Here is a 24,114-nt window from a genome sequence, read left to right as displayed (position 1 = left end):
AGTTCTGGGAGTGGGCTATCCGGCACACTCCTGGTGGTAGCCGGTCGGCGGGTGAGCACTCGGATGTCCTGGACGCTTGAGTCCTGATGAAAGACAGTGCCCCTGCTGGTGGGCCGGGAGAGTTGATCGCTGATGGGATGTCGTGCCCCGCGTGTTCGTGGTGGGAAGCACTGTTTGATTAGGTCGCTGAGGTTCTCCCGCTGGCTGCTGTAGGTGATCGAGATCGGGAGGACTTTTGCGGCTTTTCGTGGGAGATGACTGGGCTGAGGACCACCACGATGTGGAGGTGATGGACGCCGCCGGCCGTCGGCTGGGCAGAGCCAGGCTGCCGGAGGGTGTGGCGGGGATGGCCCGGCTGCATACGATGATCGGTGAGCTGATCGGTGACGACGCCGACGAAGCCGAGGTGCTGGTCGGGATCGAGACCGACCGGGGTCCGTGGGTGCGGGCGCTGGTCGCCGCCGGGTACACGGTGCTGGCGGTGAATCCGTTGCAGGCGGCCAGGTTCCGCGACCGGCTGGGTGTCTCGGGTGCCAAGAGCGATGCCGGTGACGCGCATGTGCTGGCCGACATGGCCCGCACCCACGCCCACGAGCTGCGGGCGGTCGCCGGTGACAGCGCCCAGATCGAGGCGGTGAAGGTGGTTGCCCGCACCCACAAGACGTTGATCTGGGAACGCACCCGCCACACGCAGCGGCTGCGGCACGCGCTGCGGGACTATTTCCCCGCCGCGCTGGCCGCCTTCGATGACCTCGACGCCGCCGACACCCTGGAACTGCTGGGCAAGGCCCCGACCCCGGCCCAGGCAGCCCGGCTGACGATCGCTCAGATCAGCGCCGCGTTGAAACGGGCGCGTCGCAAGAACATCGCGGAGAAAGCCGTGGTGATCCAGGCCGCGCTGCGCGCCGAGCACCTGGGCCAGCCCGAAGTGGTGGCGGCCGCTTACGCCGCCTCGGTTCAGGCGCTGATCGCGGTCCTGAACGTCCTCGACACCCAGGTCAAAGCCCTGCAAAGGCAGGTCGATGCCTATTTTGGGCAGCACCCGGCCGCTGAGATCATCCTGTCCCAGCCTGGTCTGGGGTCGGTTCTCGGCGCCCGGGTGCTCGCGGAGTTCGGCGACGACCCCGACCGCTACGCCACCGCCAAAGCCCGCAAGAACTACGCCGGGACCTCCCCGATCACCCGAGCGTCGGGCAAGAAGAAAGTCGCGCTGGCCCGGTTCATCCACAACGATCGGCTCATTGACGCGTTGCTGACCCAGGCGTTCAGCGCGCTGCGCTTCTCGCCCGGGGCACGCACCTACTACGACACGCAACGCGCCCGCGGCAGCGGCCACAACGCCGCCCTGCGCCAGCTCGCCAACCGACTCGTCGGCATCCTCCACGGATGCCTCAAAACCGGCACCCTCTACAACGAGACAACCGCCTGGTCGCACCACATCACCTCCACCGCGGCTTGACATCTACGGACCTGGGATGTCTTTCAGGACACTGCGGGGACGGGTTCGAGTACGGCGGGACTGGCTGGTTTCAAACGAAGCCAGCATAGCCAACCGATCAACACCGCTGCTGCCACGAATTCGAGCGGGAAGAGCAGCATCCACGGCGACCCGGTGCCTGCCAGATCGTAGATCTCGGCGCGCGGCCAGGCGATGTTGATGATCATGGCGAGCCCGTAGAGCACGGCGAGCGCGTTGACCAGCACACCCCAGCGGCCGAGCGCGAACCAGCCCGGCTGGGCCGACGGCATGGTGCCGCGCAGGCGCTTGACGAGCAGCGGGCCGGTGACCAGCAGGTACGCCAGGTAGACGACCACGACCGAGGTCGCGGTGAGGGTGCTGAACAGCGTCGAGTTGCCGACGTTGAGCAGCAGCAGCGCGATGGCGAGCGCGCCGGACAGCAGCGCGGGCGCGAGCGGGGTCCCGGTGCGGGCGTTGACCTTGGCGAGCGCGCGGGCGCCGGGCAGCGCGCGGTCGCGGGCCATCGCGTAGATCAGCCGGATCGTGCCGGTCTGGATGGTGAGCGTGCAGACGACCACCGCGATGGCGACGTCGGCGAGGAAGATCGGGCCGAGGGTGTCACCGAAGACGGCCTTGATGACGTAGGGCAGGCCCTGTCCGGCGAGCTGCCCGTCGGTCAGGCTCGGCGCGGCCATCAGCGCGAACAGCACGAGTGCCAGTCCGCCGAGCCCGGAAACGAGCAGCGCGCGAAGCACCGCGCGGGGCGCGGACTTGCGCGCGTCCTTCGTTTCCTCGGCGACGGAAGCGGCCGTGTCGAAGCCATAGAGCACATACGCGGCCATCAGCGCCGAAGCGAGCACGCCGCCGACACCTGCTTCGCCCGTCCCGTGCGTGACGACCTGCGGCCCGCGAACGGCGAACATCCCCAGCCCCGCCAGCAGCACGACGACGCCCAGCAGTTCGGCCGCGACGCCGATGTCATTGATCCGTGCCATCACCCGCACGCCCGCCGCGTTGACGGCCGTGGTGAAGACGATCAGCAGGGTGCCGAGCAGCACGGCGTTGGTCGCGCCGGTCGGCGACGTCACCGAGGCGTCACCCCCGACGAGCTGGAATCCGCTCCACACCGAGGGAAGCACGACCTGCAGCGCGATCGCGGCCGAGGCGAGCGCGACGACGCAGCCGATCAGCATCATCCAGCCGGCGACCCAGCCGCCGAATCCGCGGCTGAGTTGTTTCGCCCACTGGTACACGCTTCCGGCCAAAGGGAAACGCGCGGCGAGTTCGGCGAAATTGAGCGCGACCATCAACTGACCGGCGATGACGATCGGCCAAGTCCAGAAGAACAACGTCCCGCCGAACGAGAAGCCGAAGCCGAACAGCTGAAACACGGTGGTCAGGATCGAGACGAAGGAGAAACCGGCCGCGAAGGCCGAAAAACCGCCCAGTGAGCGGCGAAGTTCTTGTTTGTAGCCGAATTCTGCGAGGTCGGACACCCGCGGCTCCCTCTGGATTTGTTTCGGTCGACCGACCGAAACTAGGACGTATCGGCGACGAACCCGTTCCAGTCAGGTTAGCTGTATGTAAATTGCATGCTGTTTCACTTCCGCATAGCGCTGCGGGGCGGTATGCGGGCAAGATCTCGGGGATGAGCAGTGGAGTCGGGAGACCGAGAGCGAGTGGGGCGGCGGCGAGCAGACAGGACGCGCGCCAAGCCGTCATGGACGCGGCGGCGGAGTTGTTCACCGGAGCCGGATACGCGGCGACGACCACCCGCGCCATCGCGGAACGCGCCGGCCTGCGCCAAGCGTCGCTGTACTACCACTTCCCGGCCAAGGAAGACCTGCTGGCGGCGCTGCTCGCCGAGACCGTCCGGCCGTCGCTGGACGTCGCCCGCGCGCTCCTGAAAGTGGAAGCCCCGGCCCCGGCGCGGCTGTGGGCGCTGGCCTACTCGGACATCCATCTGCTCGGCGGCGGCCCGCACAACCTCGGCGCGCTCTATCTCCTGCCCGAGATCAGCGCGCCGGGCCTGGCGGACTTCCGCGCCGAGCGCCTCGAACTCAAGGACGCCTACCGCGCCCTGATCGACGGGCCGACGGCGTTGACCGACCTCGTCTTCGGCTTGGTGGAGAGCACGGCGCTCGTGCGTCGCGACACCCCGGGCGTCGACATCGAGGCGCACGCCCGGCACGGCGCGGACGCCGTCCTGCGCATCACCGGCACCGAGCCGGGAGCCATGCTCCAAGCCTCAGCGCTGCGCCTGCTCAAAGACTCCTGACCGCGAACCCGGGATAAAGCGGGCTTTACTCCCCGGGATAAAGCCCGCTAAATCCCCGGGAGTAAAGCGGGCTTTATCCCGGGGGCAGGAGCCTTAGGAGTCCTTGGGCGCCTTGGAGAGCAGGGTCTTGGCCAGCTCGGGCGCCGTCAGCGCGATCTGCCACGGCCGGGCGCCGCCGTCACGCAAGGTTTCCGCGATCGACGTTTCGCCGAGGTCCGCGGGCGGCCGCCAGCAGGTGCGCCGGACGAGATCCGGCAGCAGCAGGTTCTCCACCGGGAGCCGGTGGTGCTCCGCGAGCGCGATCAGCGCCGCGCGGGAAGCCGAAAGGCGGGCCGCCGCGTCCGGGTCCTTGTCCGCCCAGCGGTTGGGCGGGGGAGGACCGTCGTTCGGCTGCGCCGGGTTGGGCAGCTCCGGGGCGGGCAGCTGCTTCGCGGCCTGGAGGTGCCGGAGCCACGACGCGGTGTACTTCCGCTGGACGCGGCCGCCGAAGACGGGCAGCGCCTGCAGTTCGGCGACGGTCTTGGGATCGACGGTGACCGCGTTGATGATCGCGCTGTCCGGCAGCACCCGGCTGGGCGCGCGGTCGCGTTTGCGGGCGAGTTCGTCGCGGGCCTGCCAGAGCGCGCGCACGGCGGCGAGGCCGCGGGCGCTGCGGATCTTGTGGACGCCGGAGGTGCGGCGCCAGGGTTCGGCCTTCGGCGCGGGCGGCGGTGCCGTCCGCACGGCTTCGAACTCCTGCTTGGCCCATTCGAGCTTGCCTTGGGCGTCGAGCTCGGCCTCGAGCTTCTCGCGAAGCTGGACGAGCAGTTCGACGTCGAGTGCGGCGTAGTTGAGCCAGTCGACGGGCAGTGGCCGCTTGGACCAGTCCGCCGCGCTGTGGCCCTTTTCGAGCGTGTAGCCGAGCAGCTTCTCGACCAGCGTGCCGAGCGCGACCCTGTCGTAACCCGCCAGCCGTCCGGCCAGCTCGGTGTCGAACAGGCTCGCCGGATGCAGGTCGAGCTCCGCCAGGCATGGCAAATCCTGCGAGGCCGCGTGCAGCACCCACTCGAGGCCGTTGAGCACCTCGGCGAGCGGTGCGAGCTCGCCTTCGAGCGCGATGGGGTCGACCAAGAAGGTGCCAGCCCCATCACGCCGGAGCTGCACCAGATACGCCTTCGGCCAGTAGCGATAGCCGGAGGCGCGCTCGGTGTCGACCGCGATCGCGCCCGTGCCCGCCGCCAGCTTCGAGCAGGCTTCGGCGAGCTGAGCGGAATCGACGATCACCGGTGGTGTGCCGTCGACCGGCTCCTTCAGGAGTATCGGTGCTGGCGGTTCCATGGCGTCGTCGAATCCCTGGTCTGCGGTTTGCACAACTGACGACCCTACGGGACGGGCGTACCGCGCCTGGTCAGCCCGCCCCGTAGAGTTGATGTCCGAGTCAGCGAATAACGCCTGCGCGCATCGCCAACGCCACCATCTGAGCCCTGTCGCCGGTCCCGAGCTTGCGCCCGATGCGGGACAGGTGCGACTTCACCGTGAGCGCGGAGAGGCTGAGTTCCTCTCCGATCTCCTTGTTGGACTGGCCGTCGGCGACGAGCTGCAGCACCTCGACCTCGCGCGCGGAAAGCTCGCGCGGGGTGTTGTCGGTGCCGGCAACGCGCGTGCCGGTGGCCAGGACCGGAGCCACGCTCGGATCCGCGTACACGCCGCCCTCGAGCACCCTGCGCACGCCGTCGGTGACAACCACCGGCGACGCGGATTTCAGCAGGTATGCCTGAGCTCCGGCCTGGAACGCCGACCTGACCGCGTACGGGTCGTCGGATGATGCGAGCACAACCACACGTGGCCAGCCCTGGCTACGGAGTTCCGTAACCAGCTCAATGCCGCTGCCATCGGGTAGGCCAAGGTCGAGGATCGCCAGGTCGCACGGCCCAGTGGCCGTTGCCCTTGCCCTCGCCTCGGCCACCGTGGCGGCCTCGTGAACTGTGCCCGCACCCATTTGTGCGAGTCTTGCGGCTATTGCCTCCCTCAGCAGCGGGTGGTCATCGACCACCAGCACGGAAAAAAGCTCTTCCCGCGGGTGCGGAACCATGCTCGCCGGCAAAGCACCGGCTGGCGTGGATCGGACGGCCTGATTCAAGCCGACGGTAGCCACGTCACTACCTCCCTGGAGTCGGTCGTGCCCCCCGACCGGCACCGGGACCTTCGGCCGTTTAGCCGCGCCAGCTTTAGACCGAAAGTGGTGTCGTCGAAGGCACTGTAGCTGTCTGAGAGGCGTTTCGGGGGGATCGAACGGGTATCTATCTGGAACTAGTAGTTACTCAGAGGGTTCGTTGTCACACGATCGGGCTAGTGAACAGCCCGTGGCTAACGGATCGCCCTGGGAACACGATGAAACTCCTTTGCCGGTTGCGGAGCGATCGTGCAGATGGCCCGTGCAACCGCCTCGGTCGCCTTTCATCCGCATGGAAAACGCCGTTTTTGATGTTTTCGGTGCGACACGCCGAGCGACTCGCGGAAGATCGCGCGCACGCCGTGAACGGCGTTCACCAAAACATGAAGAGAAGTTGATCTTGTTGCGGTGAGTGACACGCCCGGGTTCACGATAGTGAACGCCCCCTGGCAAGCCGCCAGACGGGCTAGTGGGCCCAGGTGAACATCCGTATACCCCCGGGACGTGAAAACCGCTCACATCGCCACTGAGGCCGCGCGAATGGCCCAACGTGGTTGTGGCCCGCATGCGCACCCCGAAGCCCGTGCCCGAAACGCCACCTCCCGTACCCGACGGGTCGGCACGCGTACCTGACGAGTCGGCACGTGTGCCTGGGCGGTCGGCACGCCGCCGACCCTCTGGGTACGCGTGCCGACCGCCCAGGTACGGCTGCCGACCCTCCAGGTACGTGAGGCATTCCCAGCTCAGCGAGGGTCGTGAGTGGTACGGCCGGTTCTAACCGGCCAAAACGCTCACGACCGAGCGGGAGCTAGGAGCCCTGGCGCTGGCCGAACATGGTCACGCCGACCGGCGGCAGGCCGACCACGCTCGACATGACCTGGCAGAAGGCCTCGCCGTGCGGCCGCAGCTGGGCGTCGACCGGCGTCCAGGAAGCGCGAAGTTCCAGGTCGTCGGTCCGCGGCGGGCCCGAGATGTCGCCGAAGCGGGCGGACGAGGTCTCCGTCACGGTCCCGCCCAAGGCCGTCCACGTCGCGCCCGAGGCTTCGAGCGCGTCGGTCAGCCATGACCAGCCCACGGCCGGGAGGAACGGGTCGGTCGCCAGCTCGCGGTCGAGCTCCGCGCGTACATAAAGGACAAGCCTGAGCACGCCGTCCCAGCCGTCCTGGCCGTCGGGGTCGTGGAGCAGCACGAGCCGCCCGGTGGCGAGCACGTCCGCCGGACCTGTGCTTTCGCAGCTGATCGCGTACGACCACGGCGCCAGGCGCTGGGGTGCCCGCAGGGTTTCGAGCTCGAGTTCCCGGCGGGGCACCACAGAGCGCAGTGCGGCCACGGCTTCACGGAACAGCTCGGGCGCTTGCGTCATCGCGGTCACGAATCCGACTGTAAGGCGGGAACCCGCCGATGCCGAGGTAGACGCGCCGAGAAGCCGCTCAGCCGAGAGCCATACGATGTAAACGATGTCTCCTACACTCCAGACGCGGCGCCGCGCACTGCCCGACGCCCCCTTCCTCGTGGCGGCGAACGGCGGCAAGCCTTCGCGGCTGCCCGTGTGGTTCATGCGCCAGGCAGGTCGCTCGCTGCCCGAGTACCGCGCGCTCCGCGAGGGCACCGCGATGCTCGACGCCTGCTTCGACCCCGAGATGCTCGCCGAGATCACCCTGCAGCCGATCCGGCGGCACGGTGTCGACGCGGCCATCCTGTTCAGCGACATCGTCGTGCCGCTCAAGGCCGCCGGCGTCGACATCGACATCGTGCCCGGCACCGGCCCGGTGGTCGCGTCGCCGGTGCGCGACAAGGCCGCGGTCGACGCGCTCCCGGTGCTCGAAGCCGACCAGGTCGGCAAGGTCGCCGAAGGGGTCGGCCTGCTGGTCGAGCGCCTCGGCGAGACGCCGCTGATCGGGTTCGCGGGCGCGCCGTTCACTCTCGCCTCCTACCTCATCGAGGGCGGCCCGAGCCGTAACCACGAGCACACCAAGGCGCTCATGCACTCCGAGCCCGAGGTCTGGCACGCGCTGGCCGACCGGCTCGCCGACGTGGCGCTCACCTTCCTCCGCGCGCAGCTCGACGCCGGTGTCGACGCGATCCAGCTGTTCGACTCCTGGGCGGGCGCGCTTTCGGAGCGGGACTACCGCGAGTTCGTGCTGCCGCACTCGGCCAAGGTACTGGCCGGGGTCGCAGGCTACGGCGTGCCGCGCATCCACTTCGGCGTCGGCACCGGCGAGCTGCTGGCCGCCATGCGCGACGCGGGCGCGGACGTCGTCGGTGTCGACTGGCGCATCCCGCTCGACGAAGCCGTCCGACGTTTGGGAGGCGACGCCGTCGTGCAGGGCAACCTCGACCCGGCGCTGCTGCACGCGTCGTGGCCGGTGCTCGAAGCCGAGGTCCGCCGGATCGCCGACGAGGGCCGCGCGGCCTCGGGGCACATCTTCAATCTGGGCCACGGCGTGCTGCCCGGCGTCCAGCCCGAGGTGCTGACCAAGGTCGTCGAGCTGGTCCACTCGCTGTGAAGACGGTCGCGGTCGTCGGCGGCGGCATCTCCGGGATGACCGCCGCCTACCGGCTGCGGCAGTCGCTCGGCGACGCGGCCGAGATCGTGGTCTTCGAATCGACCGCGAAGCTCGGCGGCAAGCTGCGCACGATCGAACTCGCCGGTCAGGCCTATGACGTCGGCGCCGAGGCCTTCCTCGCGCGCCGCCCGGAGATGCTCGCGCTGGTCCAGGAGATCGGCCTCGGCCAGAGCCTCACCCATCCGACCGGCGCGCGGGCGACCATTCGCGCGGGCGGGACGTCACGAGGGTTGCCGCCGGGCACGGTCATGGGTGTGCCCGCGTCGGCCGAAGCCGTCGCCGGGATCCTGTCGGAAGACGGCCACAAGGCTGTCGCCGCCGAAGCGACCATGCCGCTGTCACTGCCGGACCGCGACGTCCCACTGGGCAGGCTCCTGCGTGACCGGTTCGGCGACGAATTGGTCGACCGGCTCGTCGATCCGCTGCTCGGCGGCGTCTACGCGGGGGGAGCGGACGGCCTCGGCCTGCGCGCGACCATGCCCGGTCTCGCCGCCGCGGTGGCGGGCGGCGCCGAGTCGCTGACCGCGGCCGCCGCCGCGCAACTGCCCAAGTCCCGCAGCACCGCGCCGGTGTTCGGCACGACCGTCGGCGGCCTCAATGCCGTGATCGACCGCCTCGCCGAGCTGGCCAAGGCCGACGTCCGACTCGGACTCCCGGTGCGGTCACTCCGACAAGCGGAAGACGGCTGGCGCCTGGAGATCGGCTCGACCACCTTCACCGAGGTCATGGACTTCGACGCGGTCGTGCTCGCCGTCCCGGCGCCCGCCGCGCGCAAGCTGCTCGACGGGGTCGTGCCCGCCGCGTCGGCCGCGTTCGGCGAGATCGAACTCGCGTCGATGGCCGTCGTCGCGATGGCGTTGCCGCCCGGAACCGAGCTGCCGGACCAATCCGGCATCCTGATCGGCGCCGGCGAGCGGGACTCGGCGGGCAAGCCGTTCGCGGCGAAGGCGTTCACCTTCTCGACGCGCAAATGGGCCCACTACGGCGACGGGCCGGTGCTGGTCCGCGGCTCCGTCGGCCGGTTCGGCGAGGAGCGGGTACTGCAGGTCGACGACTCGGAGCTCGTCGCCGCCGTCCGCCGCGATCTCGCCGATCTGACCGGTGTGACGGCCGTGCCGGTCGAGACGATCGTCACCCGCTGGGGTGGCGGGCTGCCGCAATACGGCGCCGGACATCTGGACCGCGTCGAGCGCATTGAGCGGGCCGTCGCCGAAATCCCAGGTCTGGCCATCGCGGGCGCGACGCTGCACGGGGTGGGACTACCCGCTTGTGTGGCCACGGCGACGACGGCGGTCAACCGGCTTCTGACAAGATGAATGGCATGGCGCGGCTGAACTACACCGAACTCAACGACACGATCCGCTACACCGCTTGGTCGGTCTTCCGGGTCGAACCGGGCAAACTGGGTGAGGATCGCGGTGACGCCGCGCGGGAGACCACCGAGTACCTCGACGCGCTCGAGGGCAAAGGCGTGGTCGTGCGCGGCGTCTACGACGTCGCGGGCATGCGCGCCGACGCCGACTTCATGATCTGGTGGCACGCCGAAGAGGTCGAGCAGGTGCAGGCCGCGTACAGCGGGTTCCGCCGCACGCCGCTCGGCCGCGCGTCGACCCCGGTCTGGAGCCAGATGGCGCTGCACCGGCCCGCCGAGTTCAACAAGAGCCACATCCCGGCGTTCCTCGCCGGTGAGGACGCGCGCAAGTACATCTGCGTTTATCCGTTCGTGCGCTCCTACGACTGGTACCTGCTGCCCGACGACGAGCGCCGCAAGATGCTCGCCGACCACGGCAAGGCCGCCCGCGGCTATCCGGACGTCCGCGCGAACACGGTCTCTTCGTTCGCGCTCGGCGACTACGAGTGGATCCTCGCGTTCGAGGCCGACGAGCTGCACCGCATCGTCGACCTGATGCGTGACCTGCGTGCCACCGAGGCCCGCAAGCACGTGCGGGAAGAGATCCCGTTCTACACCGGCCCGCGCGTGCCGCCCGCCGAGCTCATCGCGAACCTGCCGTAGTGATCACCGGCAGCGAATCGGTACTGCCCGGACCGTTCCGGGTCGCGCGCGCGGCCGCGCTGAGCATCGAGGCGGCCACCGACGCCGCGGGGGAACTCCTGCGGCTGCGCGGGATCGCGCCCGGTGAGGTCACGGTGGACACCCGCCACGCGGCGGCCGCGTTCCACAGCGAGGCGTACCTGCTCAAGGCGTTCTCCCCGGACGGCGGTGACCTCTGGGCGCCGCTGTCCGGCAACTATCAGGCTCGTGACGGCTGGGTGCGCCTGCACTGCAACTACGCGCACCACGCCGACGCGGTCTGCTGGGGACTCGGCGTCCCGCCGACCGTCGAGGCGGTCACGGCCGCGGTCGCGAAACGCTCGGCGCACGACGTGCAGGAAGCCGTGATCGCGGCGGGCGGCGCGGCCGCGCTCATGCGGTCGCCCGAGGACTGGGCCGCGCATCCGCAGGGCCAAGCCGTCGGCGAACTTCCGTTGACCGGGCACGACGTCATCGGCGACGGGCCCCGGCGTGAGCTGTGGGAATCGGACCGGCCACTCGGCGGGATCCGCGTGCTGGACCTGACCCACGTCATCGCGGGCCCGGTCGCCGGCCGGGTGCTCGCCGCGCACGGCGCGAACGTGCTGCACCTCGGCGCCGCGCATCTGCCGACCGTCGCGCCGCTGGTGATGGACACCGGCATGGGCAAGAAGTCCGCGTACCTGAACCTGACCACCGAGGCGGGCCGGGCCAAGCTGTGGAAGATGGTCGCGCGCGCGGACGTGCTGCTGCAGTCGTTCCGGCCGGGTGCGTTGCCGCGCCTGGGTTTCACGCCCGAGAAGCTCGCGGCGGTCCGGCCTGGCCTGATCATCGCCGACCTCAGCGCGTACGGCTGGACCGGACCGTGGGCACGCCGTCGCGGCTTCGACAGTCTCGTGCAGCTCGCGACGGGCATCGCCGCAGAGCAGGGGATGGACGAGCCTCGGCCGTTGCCGGTGCAGGCGCTCGACCACGCGACCGGCTGGCTCGCCGCCGCCGGGATCATGGAAGCCGTGCGCGCCCAGGTCGCCGAGGGCGGCACACGGCACGTCCGGCTCGCGCTCGCCAGGACGGCGTCGTGGCTGGACTCGTTGGGCCGCAAGGATCCCGCGGGGGAGATGCCGGACGCGTCCGACCTGCTGGAGAAGGTCGACAGCCAGTTCGGCGAGCTGACCAGGGTCAAGGTGCCGGGTGAGCTGCCCGGCGGCAATCCTTTTTGGACGCACGCCTCGCACCTACCCGGCAGTGATCCGCTTACCTGGTAGCCAGCGCCGTTTCGGCTTCTTGAGCTCACCGCGCTCGATGAGCCACTTCGCGAACCGCTCCGCGTCGTCGCGTGCCCGGGTTCCTTCGAACTTCGGGTACGCGGCGGCGTAGACCTCGAACAGCTCCGCGAACCGGGTGCCCAGCTCCTCCGGGATGTCCGGCCGGAGGTAGCCGACGACGCGCCTTCGCTTGTTGCGCAACACGATCACCTCGGCGCGCACCCGGCCGGCGTCGAACCCGGCCGGTGGAACGCCGCCCGCGAGCAGCGCGCGCAGTAGCTCCCCCTGCTGCGCCGCAAGCCGCTCGCGGGCGGACGTCATCGGGTGACCACCTTCCGGATGGCGGCCAGTTCCGACGTGAGTTCGGTGTCCGGCGGATAGTCGTCGTCGCGTTCGAGCAGCACGCCCGGCGGGTCCACTCTGGACCGCAGTTCACCGAGAAGTTCCAGCACCTGCGGGAAAATCGGGTGCGCGTGCGTGTCGTGGTAGATGCCGTCGCGCTCGACGCCGCCGGCCATGTGCACGTAAGCCAGCTGCTGCCAAGGGATGTCGTCGAGGAACGCCGTCGGATCGGTGCCGAGGTTGCGCGCGGTCGCGTAGAGGTTGGCGACGTCGATGATCAGCAGGCAGCCGGTGCGTTCGGTCAGCTCGCGCAGGAACTGGGCCTCGGTCAGCTCGGCGTCCGGCCACTCGAAGACGGCCGCGATGTTCTCCATCGCGAAGGGAACGCCCACAATGGACTGAGTCAGTTTGACATTGTCCACCAGCACATCCAGCGCGTCACGAGTACGCGGGACCGGGATCAGATGGCCCGCGTCGAGCCCGCCCGCGCGCACGAAACAGACGTGGTCGCTGGCCATCGGCGCGCCGAGTTCCTCGGTGACCGCGGCGAGATGCTCGACGCGGTCCGTGTCGAGCGGCTCCGCTCCACCCAGTGAAAGCGAAACCGCGTGCGGGAGGATGGGGAGCCCGAGCCCGGTGAGGGACTCGGGCAGGTGCTTGGCGTGGAGGTTCTCGGCGACGACCTCGACCCAGTCGACACCCGGGATCCGGGCGATCGACAGGTCGATCTCGGGCCGCCAGCCGATCCCCACACCGAGCTTCCCCCGCTGGTCAGCCACCGCAGCCGCCACCGCCGCCGCAGGAACTGCCGCCACCGCCGCAGGAACTACTCCCACCAGAACTGCCACAGCTGCTGGAGAACGACGAACCCGAGTCGCTGCTGCTCCAGCCGCCTCCGGAAGAGGCCACCGGCACCATCAGCGCCGCGCTGAGCGCCGGGTCCGGGTACATCGTCATGCCGCCGACGGCGACGAGCCCCGCCGCACCCGCGAGTACCGCGTTGTGTTGCCCTGTGCGGCTTTTCTCCTTGCTGAGCTCGCTCTGCCCCTTGGCCGTCGCCTTCGTCTTGGTCGGCCGCTTGGCCACCACGCGGGCGATCAGCGTGGCCACCAGCGCGACGATCACCAGCGCGGTGAGCCAGCCGACCGGGCGGTTGAGCGAAAGCCCGTTCACCCAGCGCGCGAAGCCGACGGCCAGAACCGCCAGGTAGAGCCAGAAAACGACCTTCCGGATGGTGCGGGTCCGGCTGTTCGGCACGACCAGGCCGCGTCGTTCGAGGTCGGTGGCGAGTGCCCTGAGTTCCGCGGAGCTGCTCATCCGCACCATGATGCTCAAGGTCGACTTGCCGGTCGCCGTCCTGACGACCGCCGCCTCCAGCGGATCGCCGGGGATCGCGCCGGTCGCCCGGATCTTGCGGTTGCTGCTGACCCGCAGCAGTCCGCGCTCGACCAGCGCGGCGATGACCGTTTCGATGACCCGGTTCTGGCCGCCCGCCAGGTACGCGTATTCGTAGACGGTGAGCGCGCGTCCGGTGTCGACGGCGGCGGCGGGCCTGGCGAGCCGCGCGCCGATGCCCAGGATGACCCGCACCACCAGCGGCGCCACCAACAGTCCGATGTAGATCTGGATGAACGCCGGTCCCGAGATTCCCCAAGGGTTTTCCATCGTGCTTCCCCTCCCATCCGGGTGTCGGTCCACCGTAATGGCCGAGTGAAGAGAGCGTAGAGCCTGTATCCCGGTTCGAGAACTCGACTTAAGGCAAGCTTGAGGGGGCAATTTCACTTCGAGGTGGCTTGCAGGGCCTTCGCCAGCTTCGCGTCGGGGTACCGGCGCAGCCCGCCGACCGCGACCAGCCCGGCGGCGCCGTCGACCGCGGACCGGTCCCCACGTGCCATTTCATAGGATTTCAGCCCCGCGAGCGTGGGCCGCGGCTGCTTGCGTTCCTTGGCCAGCAGCGCCGCGCCTGCCATCGCCGCGACCACCAGCGGCAGAAGCAACGGCCATTTCCAGCTGACCGTGCCGAGCGCCAGCACAACGGTGTACACGGCGAACACGGCCCACCACACGCGGCGACGCAGCCGTTCCGGAGTCACCAATCCACGTGCTTCGAGCTCGGCGGAAATCGCCAGCATCGGCGCGGAATCCGCCAAAGAATCGCGAAGGTCGGCGGCCGTGACCCCGGCCGGGGAAAGCGTCGCGGCGGCCACCTCGTGTTCGAGCGGATGGACCGCGGCGACGGGCGTGCGGAACAGCCGTCCCGTCTCGGCGACGCGCAGCTGCTCGCGTTCGATCATCGCGGCGACGACCGTCTCGGCGACGCGCGCCGTGCCGCCCGCCAGATAGGCGAAGTGATAGAGCGTGGGCAGGCGGCAGGCGTGCTTGGCGCCGAGCAGCAGCACACTGCCCGCGCCGACGAGCGCGGGCAGGATCAGCAACGCCAGATACGTCCACCCCGCCATGACTCCTCCAGCAAACAGGACGCGGAGGAGCGGCGGGAGGTTGCGAGGGTGTGCCTCTACTCCTTGGGGACCAATTTCAGCGAGATCGAGTTGATGCAGTACCGCTGGTCCGTCGGCGTCGCGTAGCCCTCGCCCTCGAAGACGTGCCCGAGGTGGCTGTGGCACGAGTTGCAGAGCACCTCGATGCGCTTCATGCCCATCGTGCGGTCCTCACGCAGCAGCACCGCGTCGGAGTCCGCCGGGTCGAAGAACGACGGCCACCCGCAGTGGCTGGGGAACTTGGTGTCACTGCGGAACAATTCGGCGCCGCAGGCCCGGCACTCGTAGGAGCCGGTCGTCTCGGTGTCGGTGTATTCGCCGGTGTACGGACGTTCCGTACCGGCCTGGCGGAGGACGGCGTACTCCTCCGGGGACAGCTGCTCACGCCATTCCTGCTCGGACTTGACCACACGCGGGGTGGCCCCGACCACGGGTTTCATGCCTTTCACAGTTACGACGTTACTCCGCGAGCCACTGCAAAGCCCGTTCGACGATGTCCCAAGCGGCGACTATCACGCCGGCGATGATGAGGGTCGCGAGGAAGGCCGCGATCCACCAGCGCAGGCCACCGAGGCGGTTGCTCGAGTCGGCGAAGTCGGCGACGCCGTCGATCGACGCCTCGACGGTGAAGTTGGGCCCGCAACGTTCCATCCGGTCGAGGTGCTCGGCGAACGCGCGCGCTTCGGGGTCGTGCGGATCGAGCCCGACCAGGTCCTCGTGGAAGCGAGGATGCTGGCCCGGTCCGGTGGGTCCGGTCTCGGCCATACCCCCACGGTATGCCACGGACACCGTTCGACGCACTCACCCAGCGGCGCGTCTCACCACTACTGCTTGAGCTTGGTGTCCGAGTCGATCTTGAGCGAGCCGCCGAGGTTGATGATCCGCCAGCCGTAGCGGGGCGCTGTGTTGATGTTGACGTTCATCGTCAGCGATCCGTCGTCATTCGCCTTGCCCGCGTCCGAACGCACCGTGTTCCACGCGCCGATCTTCTGCTCGGCCCAGTACTGCTGGAACTGCTGCTGGGTGCCGTACACCTTCTGGGCGGCCGGGCTGAGCAAGTTCCACGCGGTGGCGCTGCCTCTGGTCGAGTCGTCGATGAAGGTGGTCATCGCCTTGGCGGCGGTGGGGAAGTCGGTGACCTTGCCTTCGGACGGCGTCGAGTCCGGCGCTCCGGCCGGGTAGCCGGAACTGGCCGGCGACTTCGGGGTGCTCTTGCCGGGCTGCTGCGACGAGCTGGAGCCCGGCCCGGCGGCCGTGCCGCCCGAGTCGTTGCCGTCGCTGCCGGAGTTCAGCACCAGGAACACGATCACCGCGATGACCACGACCGCCGCACCGGCGCCCGCGAACACCATGGTCTTGCGCTTCGAGTCGTTGGCAGGCGGCTGGGGCGCGCGCATCGGCGCGGCGGCCGACGGGACCGGGCGCGGCGGCGTCTGCGGCGGCATCGCCTGGGTGGGGCGCGGAGGTGTCATCGGCGGCGCGTAGGCCGCCGTCGGGGTGCGCGGCGGAGTCGGCGGTCCCTGCGGGGCCTTGCGCTGCCAGGGCGGCGGCGCGCCGTTCTCGGCCGCGACCGGTCTCCGGCCACCCGCGCCACCACTGGGCAGCGTCGGGGAGACGGTGATGCCGGGCAGCTGCTCGGTGCTGCGCGAAGCGAGCCTGCGGAGCTGGTCGGCGGCCTCGGCCATGCTCGGCCGGTCCTCCGGCTCGGGCTGCAGAAGGCTCATGACCAGCGAAGTCGCCGGTCCGGCCTGCTTCGGCGGGACGATGTTGCCGTTCGCGGCCGCGTAGAGCAGCGCGAGCTGGTTCGAGGTGTCGCCGTAGGGCGTCAAGCCCTCCAGCGCCTGGTAGAGCGTCGCGCCGAGCGCGAAGACGTCCGAGCTGGGGACCGGGTCGGCGCCCCTGGCCAGTTCCGGCGCCAGGTAGGCGGGCGTGCCGCCGATCAGGCCGGTCTGGGTCAGCGCCATGTCGCCCGCGGCCCGGGAGATGCCGAAGTCGGTGAGCTTGGCGACGCCGTTGCCGTCGATCAGGATGTTGCCCGGTTTGACGTCGCGGTGGACGATCCCGGCGCGGTGCGCGGCCAGGAGCGCCGACGCGACCTGCTCGCCGATGCGCGCGACCTGGCCGACCGGCAGCGTCGGGTTCTGGGCCAGCACGGCCGACAGGCTGGGCCCGTCGACGAACTCCATCACCAGGCACGGGTCGCCGCTGTGCTCGGCGATGTCGAACACGACGATGGCGTTCGGATGCTGGAAGCGGGCCGCGTTCTTCGCCTCGCGCATGGCGCGCTGGCGCATGTTGTCGCGCTCGGCCTCGGACACACCCGGCTGGGCCAGGATCTGCTTGACGGCCACGGAGCGTTCGAGGCGCACGTCGATGGCGCGCCAGACGACCCCCATGGCACCGCTGCCGATGTGCTCGACCAGGCGATAGTGCCCTGCGATCAGTTGCCCGGTGTCGATGGCGCCTGCTCCTCGGAAATCTCCGCGATGATGGCTCTTGGTCAGCGCGAACCCCGCCTCGCGCACCCGATCGAGTGTAGCGGGCTGAGGTTCGGGATCTGCGTCAGCCAGCCGTAGGACTCGTCACGTACTCCGGCTCGGCGACCGGCGGTACCCGGCGTTTGAAGGTCCTGACCAGGCCGATCGCGCCCACGGCGGCGAACGCGGCGTAGCAGGCGAGCAGCGCGGGCGGCGTGTTGCCGGTCAGCGCGTCGCCGAGCACCACCACCGCGATCGTGCCCGGGAGGCTACCGAGCGCTGTGCCCAGCAGATACGGCGTCAATCGGACGGATGAAACGCCACAGCAGTAGCTCATCGGCGCGAACGGGACCACCGGGATCAGCCGCAGCGAGGTGATCGCCAGCACACCGCCGTCGGACAGGTGCTCGTTGACCAGGCGCACCGACCTGCGGTGCAGATGCCTGGCGACCAGGTCGCGGCCGAGCAGCCTGGCCAGCCCGAACGACAGCCCGGACGCGATCGTGGTCGCCAGGATGCCGATCCCGATGCCGGCGGTCGCGCCCAGCAGCAGCCCGCCCGCGAGGTTGAAGACCGTTCGCGGGATCGGGGCGACCGTGAGCACCGTGTAGGCGAGGAAGAACAGCCACGGCGTCGCCGGGCCGAGCTCGGTGGCCCAGTCGCGCAGTTCGGCGGGGGACGGGATCGGCACCAGCACCGCGGCCGCCACGAGCAGGGCGAGCAGCACGAGCGCGACGATCAACTTGGTTCTCCCCGACATGCGCTCCACGGTAAAGCACTTGCCGCCGGTGCCTCCCGACGTGGTGGACTCGGCGGGTGCTGAACCTCGACGCCCTGCGCGACCAGCCCGAGCTCCGGCGGGGCCTGGTCGTGCTCAACGAGCTCGACCGGGACAACGAGTCGATGAACTTCCGGATCACGCTGACCGGGCCGCCGGTGTTCGGCAAGGGCTACGGCACCGACGCGACCGCCGCCGTGCTGGACTTCGCGTTCGACGTGGTCGGCCTGCACCGCGTGTCGCTGGGCGTGTTCACCTTCAACCCGCGTGCCAGGCGGGTCTACGAGAAGTGCGGGTTCGTCGCCGAGGGGGTGCGCAGGCACTCGCTGAAGTGGGACGGACAGTGGCACGACTCGGTGGAGATGGGCGTGCTGGCGACCGATCCGCGATTACCGTAGGCGCCATGCCCAAGCACGGCGATCCGATCGAGTACCAGGTAGGCGAGCGCACGGTCAAGGTGAGCAGCCCCGACAAGCCGTATTTCCCCGAGCGGGGGTTCACGAAGCGGCAGGTGGTGGAGTACTACATCGCCGTCGGCGAGCCGCTGCTGCGCGCGATCGGCGACCGGCCGACCACGCTCAAGCGCTACCTCGACGGCGTCACGGGTGACTGGTTCTACGCCAAGCGCATCCCGAAGGGCGCACCCGGCTGGGTGGAGACCGCCAAGATCACCTTCCCGTCCGGCCGGACGGCAGACGAGGTGTGCCCGACCGAGCCCGCCGTGTTCGCCTGGGCGGCGAACCTCGGCACCTTCGACTTCCACCCGTGGCCGGTGCGCCGCGCCGACGTCGACCATCCCGACGAGCTCCGCATCGACGTCGACCCGCCGGACGAGGCGAGCTTCGGTGACGCGGTCGAGGTCGCAGGCTGCGTGCGGGAGGTGCTGGCCGACGCCGGGCTGACCGGGTATCCGAAGACCTCGGGCGGGCGCGGGGTGCACGTGCTGGTCCGGATCCGGCCGGAGTGGGACTTCATCGACGTCCGGCACGCGGTGATCGCGCTCGGCCGCGAGGTCGAACGGCGGATGCCGGAGAAAGCGACCATCTCGTGGTGGAAGGAGGAGCGGGGCGGCCGCGTGTTCATCGACTACAACCAGGCCGCGCGCGATCGGACCGTCGCGTCCAGCTGGTCCGTTCGGGGGACTTCGCGCGCGACCGTGTCGACTCCGGTCACCTGGGACGAGCTCACCGAGGTGCACCCGGACGACTTCGACATCTTGTCCGTACCGGTCCGGCTCGCCGAGGCCGGTGATCCGCACGCCGAGCTGGACTCGGTCACGCACGGTATCGAAACGTTGCTCGAGTGGTACGCACGTGACGAACGTGACTTGGGCGTCGCTGAGCTGCCTTATCCGCCTGATTACCCGAAAATGCCTGGTGAGCCCAAGCGTGTTCAGCCGAGTAAAGCGCGATCCGATACTTAAGTTGTTTCGGCCGAACGGGTAACGTCGTAGGGCGCAGTCGCGACTATGCGCAATACATGATGCTCGGCCGAACTCAGGAGGATTGCCGGCATGGACGATCTGGTCGCCTTCCTCAAGGCCAGGGTGACCGAACGGCAGTCGCTGATCATGCGAGCCGTCAAGAAGACCAAATCCGGCGAGCGGCTCGACCGCGGCGAGTCGAAGGTCGTGATCGAGAAGCGCATCCGCGCGCTGACCGAGCTCGAGCTCGACGTCGTCAACCAGATGGTCCAGGAATCCGAGACGGTGCGCCGGATCTTGGCGACGCACCGCACGGCCGTCAACGACCAGGTGCCCGGTTTCCCGCTCTACGGCAGGGACTACTGGTGTGAGACGTGTCATGTCCCGTCGGACGAGGCAGGCTCGAACTGGTGCATGACGCTGCGGCTTCTCGCGCTGCCGTACGGGGACCACAAGGAGTACAACGACGCCTGGAAGCCGTAGGGCGGGAATGATCTCCGGCCGCCCGCGTTGCTCTTTGTGTGCTGCCGTCCCGATTTTCCGTGCTCGACCGTTCACCCGTTCGCGCGAACTCCACGCCTGGCGCCGCCCTGCGTGACACCGTCGCGTTCGCGCGGGAGATCGAAGCGCTGGGCTATCACCGGTTCTGGGTTTCCGAGCACCACAGCGTGCCCGGCATCGCAGGCGCCGCGCCGCTGGTGCTCGCGTCGGCCGTCGCCGCGGCGACCTCGACCATCCGCGTCGGCACCGGCGGGGTGATGCTGCCGAACCATCCGCCGCTCGTGGTCGCGGAACAGTTCGGTGTGCTGGAATCGCTGTTTCCGGGCCGGATCGACATGGGATTGGGCCGATCCGTCGGCTTCACCGACGGAATCCGCCGTGCGCTGGGGCACGGCAAAGACGACGCCGACCGCTTCGGCGAACAGGTTTCCGAGCTGCTGGGCTATTTCGACGGGACGCAGACGCGCCATCCCGGCGTCCACGCGGTCGCCGCCGAGGGCGCGCGGGTGCCCGCTTTCCTGCTCGCGACCGGGGCCGGCGCGGACCTCGCCGCCGAACTCGGGCTGCCACTCGTGATCGCCGCCATTCGCGGCGAAAAGGCGATGACCGACGCGATAGACCGCTATCGCGACAATTTCCGACAATCATCCTTTGGTCCCGCGTATGTGATCGTTTCCACCGCTGTGTCGGTGGCCGAGAATTCATCGCGGGCTCGCGATCTATTGCTACCGGAAGCGTGGTCGACGACCTATTCGCGCACCCGTGGCGAGTTCCCGCCGCTGCTCGCACCGGACCAGGTGCGCGCGCTGACGATCACCGACCGTGAGCGCGCTCGGCTCGACCAGGCACTCGCGGGCCAGATCCACGGGACCGAGTCCGAAGTGCTGGAACGGCTCGAAGGACTCGCCGAGCGCACCGCGGCCGACGAGTTCCTGATCACCACCGCGAGCCATGACCGCGTCGCGCTGCTCGATTCGTATCGCGGGCTCGCTGGCCTGGTGACGCGTCAGGTTGCTACTGTCGCCGGGTGACTGCCGGGTCGGCCTTGAGCCATGAGCAGACGGGGTGCCCGGCCGGGGCTTGACCGCCCGCGGCCCGCCGCCTTCCGCGCGTTTCTCCGCTGAGGAAACGTGCACGGGAAGGAGGTGAAAAGCATGTCTCCCACACAGATCCCACTGCCGGTCTGGCAGGACTTCGTCGCGCGCCACAGCGCGGGCGGGGTGCTCGACGGGCTCGTCACCCAGGTGCTGCCCTTCGGTGCGTTCGTCGAGGTCGCCGACGGCGTCCAAGGCCTGCTGCCCAGCGTCGCCACCGAGCGCGGCGCGCGCATCGCGGTGAAGATCGACCGGATCGACGTCGAAAACCGCCGCTTCAGCCTGGTGCAGGCGTAGCGGCCCGGCCGGGTGCCGGTCGCCTTCCGGGGTGATCGGCACCCGCTTACGACGACACGAGCGCCACGCTGATCGCGCGTGCGGCGTGCTCGACCGCGCCGAGCCCGCGTTCCGGCGGCAAGGTGGCCGCGATGACGCCGAGCACCTCGCCGGTCGGCAGCCGGACGGGCGCTTCGGTGACCGTCAGCTCGTGCTCGGCCTGCCAGCCGGGGGAGAAGCGCCCGGTCTGCCTCGGCACCGTGGCGCCGGGCCGCAGCAGGCGCTCGTGCTCCGCCCGGGTGAGGATGGCGGCGGCGATGAGCAGGTGGCCGTCACACGGCACCGCGAGCACCGAGCTGGCGTGGGTGGCGGTGGCGAGCAGCCGGAGCCGGTGGCGGGCGAGATCGAGCAACCGGGGGTACGGCTGCCACGACTGGCCGAGCCGGAACGCCTGCGCGCCGATCCGATAGCGGCTTTCGGTGCGCTGGACAACCTCCAATTCGGTTAATTGCTCGAGTAATCGGTGGACAGTCGCCTTCGGTATCGAGCAGGAATTGGCCAGCTGAGTCAGGCCCGCTTCACCCCGAAGTCTTACCAATGCGTCCAACAGCGTGAATGCGCCTTCGAGCACGGTTCTCGGTTTTTTCGTTTTCATTGGTATCCCCCTCATCGGTCCGCTGTGCGGAACTATGGCTGACGATCCCAGGTCCGGAAGGTCACGCTGTAGGTACCCCGGTACGTATTTTCGGGCAATGGCGAGCGTGCGGGGAAGAGTACATCCGATGAGGGGAAAGGTTTCAGGCAAATGCGAAGGACCAATCGGTTGGGGACCGTGGTGACCGGCCTGCTCACCGCGCTGGCCGTCACTCCGGCCGTCGCGCACGCCGACGGTGCGGAGGTCACCGTCGCGACGTCGGCCGCGTCGCAGAAGGTCGCCGCCGACTTCGACGGCGACGGCTTCGCCGACAAGGCGGTTTGGCGTCCTGGCAACGGATACTGGTACGTGATCCAGAGCGGGAACGGCGCCGTGGTGACCCGGCAGTGGGGTGTGTCCGGCGACGTGCCGGTCGCCGCCGACTACGACGGCGACCACCGCGCCGACTTCGCCGTGTGGCGGCCGAGCAACGGTACCTGGTACGTCATCCAGAGCAGCAATGGCGCGGTCGTCACCACGCAGTGGGGCATCGGCGGGGACGTTCCGCTGCCCGCCGATTTCAATGGTGACGGCCGCGCCGACATCAATGTCTGGCGGCCCAGTGACGGCGTCTGGTACGTGCGCGGTATCGCGACCGTGCAGTGGGGCGTCAGCGGGGACGTTCCCGTCGCCGGTGATTTCAATGCCGACGGTTTCGCCGATTTCACGGTATGGCGCCCGAGCAATGGGTACTGGTACGTACGTAACATCGCCACCCAGCAATGGGGGACGGCCGGTGACATTCCGGTGGCCGGTGATTTCAATGCCGACGGCCGTGCCGACTTCGCCGTCTGGCGGCCTAGTAATAGCTATTGGTACGTGCTGGGTATCGCACAGCAGCAGTGGGGTGCGGCCGGTGACGTGCCGATGGGCGGCGACTTCGGCGGCGACGGGCGCGCCGACTTCGTCGTGTGGCGGCCGGGCAACGGCTATTGGTACGGCCTGAACCTGTTCACCACGCAGTGGGGCGTCGCGGGCGACATCCCGGTCTGATCGGGCGGAGAACGGTGGGGGCCCGGGGCGGGCCCCCACCGTGTCACGCCACGCGTTCGAAGATGGCGGCGAGCCCCTGGCCACCGCCGATGCACATGGTCTCCAGGCCGTAGCGGGCGTCGCGGCGCCGCATCTCGCGGACCAGCGTGGTCAGGATCCGGATGCCGGTGGCGCCGACCGGGTGACCCAGCGAGATGCCGGAACCGTTGACGTTCAGCCGCTCCGCGAAGTCCCGCTCGGTCAGCTTCCACTCGCGGGTGCAGGCCAGCACCTGGGCGGCGAAGGCCTCGTTCAGTTCGATGAGGTCGATGTCGCCGAGGCCGAGCCCGGCGCGTTCGAGCGCCTTGGCCGTCGCGGGGACGGGGCCGATGCCCATGGTGCGCGGCGGGACCCCGGCGACCGCCCAGGAGACCAGGCGGGCCAGCGGCCGCAGCCCGAGTTCGGCCGCTTTGGCCGGGCTGGCGACCACGCAGACGGCGGCCCCGTCGTTCTGACCGCTCGCGTTGCCGGCGGTGACGGTCGCGTCGGGGTCTTGGCGCAGCATGACCGGCTTGAGCGCGGCGAGCGACTCGGCGGTGGTGTCCGCGCGCGGGTGCTCGTCGGTGTCGACGACGACGTCGGGTTTGCCGCGCCTGCCGGGAATGGTCACCGGCGCGATCTCCTCGGCGAACACCCCGCGTGCCGCGACCGCGCGCTGGTGCGAGGCCACCGCGAGCGCGTCCTGCTCCTCGCGGGGGATCCCGTACTCACGCCGGAGGTTCTCGGCCGTTTCGAGCATGCCGCCCGGCACGGGGAAGTTCGCGCCGCCCGCGGTCAGCCGCGCCCGCGCGAGGCGGTCGTGCAGCTCGACGCCGGACCCCTTGACGCCCCAGCGCATCGCGTCGCTGTAGAACTCGACCTGGCTCATGCTCTCGGCGCCGCCGGCGAGCACCAGGTCGGCGACCCCGGTCTGCACCCGCATCGCCGCGTCCAGCACGGCCTGCAGCCCGGACCCGCAGCGCCGGTCGACCTGCAGGCCGGGCACCTCGACCGGCAGCCCGGCGTCCAGCGCCGCGACCCGGCCGAGCGCGGGCGCCTCGCCATTGGGGTTGCACTGGCCGAAGATCACGTCGTCGACCGCCGTGCCCGGTATCCCGGTGCGCCGCAGCACTTCGCGGATGACGGTCGCGGCCAGTTCGGTCACGGGAACGTCTTTGTAGACGCCACCGAACCGCCCGACGGCGGTGCGGACGGGTTCGCAGATCAGCACTTCTCCGGTCACACCGGCCATAGTGCCACCCGCCGG

General features: G+C 69.6%; 26 protein-coding genes. 12 read left to right on the top strand and 14 right to left on the bottom strand.

Features of this window, described 5'->3' with window-relative positions; genetic code table 11:
• Positions 1-235: 235 nt before the first annotated feature.
• Complete coding sequence (locus AB5J62_RS27030; protein ID WP_370942730.1) at positions 236-1,459, top strand: IS110 family transposase; 1,224 nt, start codon at positions 236-238, stop codon at positions 1,457-1,459.
• Between the two features lie 23 nt (positions 1,460-1,482).
• On the opposite strand, the gene AB5J62_RS27025 is transcribed toward AB5J62_RS27030, so the two are convergent.
• Positions 1,483-2,955 carry an amino acid permease gene (locus AB5J62_RS27025; protein WP_370942729.1) on the bottom strand — a complete coding sequence of 491 codons (1,473 nt, stop codon included), beginning with the start codon at positions 2,953-2,955 and terminating at the stop codon, positions 1,483-1,485.
• A gap of 152 nt (positions 2,956-3,107) precedes the next feature.
• On the opposite strand from AB5J62_RS27025, the gene AB5J62_RS27020 reads away from it, so the two are divergent.
• Positions 3,108-3,737, top strand: a complete 630-nt coding sequence (locus tag AB5J62_RS27020) for a TetR/AcrR family transcriptional regulator (RefSeq protein WP_370942728.1) — start codon at positions 3,108-3,110, stop codon at positions 3,735-3,737.
• 93 nt (positions 3,738-3,830) lie between these two features.
• Here AB5J62_RS27020 and AB5J62_RS27015 read toward each other — a convergent pair whose 3' ends face one another.
• From AB5J62_RS27015 to AB5J62_RS27005, 3 genes are all read right to left on the bottom strand, one after another.
• Complete coding sequence (locus AB5J62_RS27015; protein WP_370942727.1) at positions 3,831-5,054, bottom strand: HRDC domain-containing protein; 1,224 nt, start codon at positions 5,052-5,054, stop codon at positions 3,831-3,833.
• A 100-nt stretch (positions 5,055-5,154) separates the two neighbouring features.
• Positions 5,155-5,871, bottom strand: coding sequence for a response regulator transcription factor (locus tag AB5J62_RS27010; RefSeq protein WP_091292310.1), 717 nt, complete (start codon positions 5,869-5,871; stop codon positions 5,155-5,157).
• 826 nt (positions 5,872-6,697) lie between these two features.
• The gene (locus AB5J62_RS27005) at positions 6,698-7,261 is read right to left on the bottom strand and encodes a DUF3000 domain-containing protein (RefSeq protein ID WP_370942726.1); all 564 of its coding nucleotides are present in this window, start codon (positions 7,259-7,261) and stop codon (positions 6,698-6,700) included.
• Positions 7,262-7,346: 85 nt separating this feature from the next.
• Here AB5J62_RS27005 and hemE point away from each other — a divergent pair, with 85 nt between their 5' ends.
• Genes hemE through AB5J62_RS26985 form a run of 4 tightly spaced genes read left to right on the top strand, consistent with a single transcriptional unit; the run spans position 7,347 to position 11,753 of the window.
• Positions 7,347-8,396, top strand: a complete 1,050-nt coding sequence (hemE, locus tag AB5J62_RS27000; protein ID WP_370942725.1) for a uroporphyrinogen decarboxylase — start codon at positions 7,347-7,349, stop codon at positions 8,394-8,396.
• Positions 8,393-9,772 carry a protoporphyrinogen oxidase gene (gene hemG, locus AB5J62_RS26995; protein ID WP_370942724.1) on the top strand — a complete coding sequence of 460 codons (1,380 nt, stop codon included), beginning with the start codon at positions 8,393-8,395 and terminating at the stop codon, positions 9,770-9,772. Before hemE ends, hemG begins: the two co-directional genes overlap by 4 nt.
• 5 nt (positions 9,773-9,777) lie before the next feature.
• On the top strand, positions 9,778-10,470 hold the full coding sequence (hemQ, locus tag AB5J62_RS26990; RefSeq protein WP_370942723.1) for a hydrogen peroxide-dependent heme synthase: 693 nt from the start codon (positions 9,778-9,780) through the stop codon (positions 10,468-10,470).
• Positions 10,470-11,753, top strand: a complete 1,284-nt coding sequence (locus AB5J62_RS26985) for a CoA transferase (protein ID WP_370942722.1) — start codon at positions 10,470-10,472, stop codon at positions 11,751-11,753. The genes hemQ and AB5J62_RS26985 overlap by 1 nt, the downstream gene beginning before the upstream one ends.
• Here the strand turns inward: AB5J62_RS26985 and AB5J62_RS26980 are convergent.
• From AB5J62_RS26980 to AB5J62_RS26945, 8 genes are all read right to left on the bottom strand, one after another.
• Positions 11,724-12,074 carry a hypothetical protein gene (locus AB5J62_RS26980; RefSeq protein ID WP_370942721.1) on the bottom strand — a complete coding sequence of 117 codons (351 nt, stop codon included), beginning with the start codon at positions 12,072-12,074 and terminating at the stop codon, positions 11,724-11,726. The two genes, AB5J62_RS26985 and AB5J62_RS26980, sit on opposite strands and share 30 nt — an antisense overlap.
• Entirely contained in the window at positions 12,071-12,874 is an 804-nt protein-coding gene (locus AB5J62_RS26975) for a DUF692 family multinuclear iron-containing protein (protein WP_370942720.1), read from the bottom strand. The genes AB5J62_RS26980 and AB5J62_RS26975 overlap by 4 nt, the downstream gene beginning before the upstream one ends.
• Positions 12,867-13,760: a TIGR04222 domain-containing membrane protein gene (locus AB5J62_RS26970; RefSeq protein ID WP_370942719.1), complete on the bottom strand. Its 894-nt coding sequence runs from the start codon at positions 13,758-13,760 to the stop codon at positions 12,867-12,869. The genes AB5J62_RS26975 and AB5J62_RS26970 overlap by 8 nt, the downstream gene beginning before the upstream one ends.
• Before the next feature lie 113 nt (positions 13,761-13,873).
• Positions 13,874-14,554 carry a TIGR04222 domain-containing membrane protein gene (locus tag AB5J62_RS26965; RefSeq protein WP_370942718.1) on the bottom strand — a complete coding sequence of 227 codons (681 nt, stop codon included), beginning with the start codon at positions 14,552-14,554 and terminating at the stop codon, positions 13,874-13,876.
• A gap of 56 nt (positions 14,555-14,610) precedes the next feature.
• Entirely contained in the window at positions 14,611-15,033 is a 423-nt protein-coding gene (msrB, locus tag AB5J62_RS26960) for a peptide-methionine (R)-S-oxide reductase MsrB (RefSeq protein ID WP_370942717.1), read from the bottom strand.
• A gap of 19 nt (positions 15,034-15,052) precedes the next feature.
• A complete protein-coding gene (locus AB5J62_RS26955) occupies positions 15,053-15,358 on the bottom strand; it encodes a hypothetical protein (RefSeq protein WP_370942716.1) in 306 nt (101 codons plus the stop codon).
• Positions 15,359-15,417: 59 nt separating this feature from the next.
• Positions 15,418-16,989 carry a protein kinase gene (locus tag AB5J62_RS26950; protein WP_370950352.1) on the bottom strand — a complete coding sequence of 524 codons (1,572 nt, stop codon included), beginning with the start codon at positions 16,987-16,989 and terminating at the stop codon, positions 15,418-15,420.
• Between the two features lie 166 nt (positions 16,990-17,155).
• A complete protein-coding gene (locus tag AB5J62_RS26945) occupies positions 17,156-17,830 on the bottom strand; it encodes a TVP38/TMEM64 family protein (protein WP_370942715.1) in 675 nt (224 codons plus the stop codon).
• A gap of 56 nt (positions 17,831-17,886) precedes the next feature.
• Here AB5J62_RS26945 and AB5J62_RS26940 point away from each other — a divergent pair, with 56 nt between their 5' ends.
• From AB5J62_RS26940 to AB5J62_RS26920, 5 genes are all read left to right on the top strand, one after another.
• Positions 17,887-18,246, top strand: coding sequence for a GNAT family N-acetyltransferase (locus AB5J62_RS26940; protein ID WP_370942714.1), 360 nt, complete (start codon positions 17,887-17,889; stop codon positions 18,244-18,246).
• Positions 18,247-18,251: 5 nt separating this feature from the next.
• Entirely contained in the window at positions 18,252-19,271 is a 1,020-nt protein-coding gene (gene ligD / locus AB5J62_RS26935; protein ID WP_370942713.1) for a non-homologous end-joining DNA ligase, read from the top strand.
• 90 nt (positions 19,272-19,361) lie between these two features.
• A complete protein-coding gene (locus AB5J62_RS26930; protein ID WP_370942712.1) occupies positions 19,362-19,754 on the top strand; it encodes a DUF6221 family protein in 393 nt (130 codons plus the stop codon).
• Positions 19,755-19,792: 38 nt separating this feature from the next.
• A complete protein-coding gene (locus AB5J62_RS26925; RefSeq protein WP_370942711.1) occupies positions 19,793-20,803 on the top strand; it encodes an LLM class flavin-dependent oxidoreductase in 1,011 nt (336 codons plus the stop codon).
• Positions 20,804-20,926: 123 nt separating this feature from the next.
• A complete protein-coding gene (locus AB5J62_RS26920; protein WP_370942710.1) occupies positions 20,927-21,163 on the top strand; it encodes a S1 RNA-binding domain-containing protein in 237 nt (78 codons plus the stop codon).
• A gap of 46 nt (positions 21,164-21,209) precedes the next feature.
• Here AB5J62_RS26920 and AB5J62_RS26915 read toward each other — a convergent pair whose 3' ends face one another.
• Positions 21,210-21,797, bottom strand: a complete 588-nt coding sequence (locus AB5J62_RS26915) for a helix-turn-helix domain-containing protein (RefSeq protein ID WP_370942709.1) — start codon at positions 21,795-21,797, stop codon at positions 21,210-21,212.
• A gap of 150 nt (positions 21,798-21,947) precedes the next feature.
• Here AB5J62_RS26915 and AB5J62_RS26910 point away from each other — a divergent pair, with 150 nt between their 5' ends.
• Positions 21,948-22,829 (top strand): FG-GAP repeat domain-containing protein, encoded by an 882-nt coding sequence (locus AB5J62_RS26910; RefSeq protein ID WP_370942708.1) that lies wholly within the window; start codon positions 21,948-21,950, stop codon positions 22,827-22,829.
• A gap of 43 nt (positions 22,830-22,872) precedes the next feature.
• Here the strand turns inward: AB5J62_RS26910 and AB5J62_RS26905 are convergent, their stop codons facing one another.
• Positions 22,873-24,099 (bottom strand): acetyl-CoA C-acetyltransferase, encoded by a 1,227-nt coding sequence (locus AB5J62_RS26905; RefSeq protein WP_370942707.1) that lies wholly within the window; start codon positions 24,097-24,099, stop codon positions 22,873-22,875.
• Positions 24,100-24,114: the final 15 nt, after the last annotated feature.

Source organism: Amycolatopsis sp. cg5 (assembly GCF_041346955.1).
Taxonomy (GTDB): Bacteria; Actinomycetota; Actinomycetes; order Mycobacteriales; family Pseudonocardiaceae; genus Amycolatopsis.
This window is presented reverse-complemented; position numbering and strand designations above follow the sequence as displayed.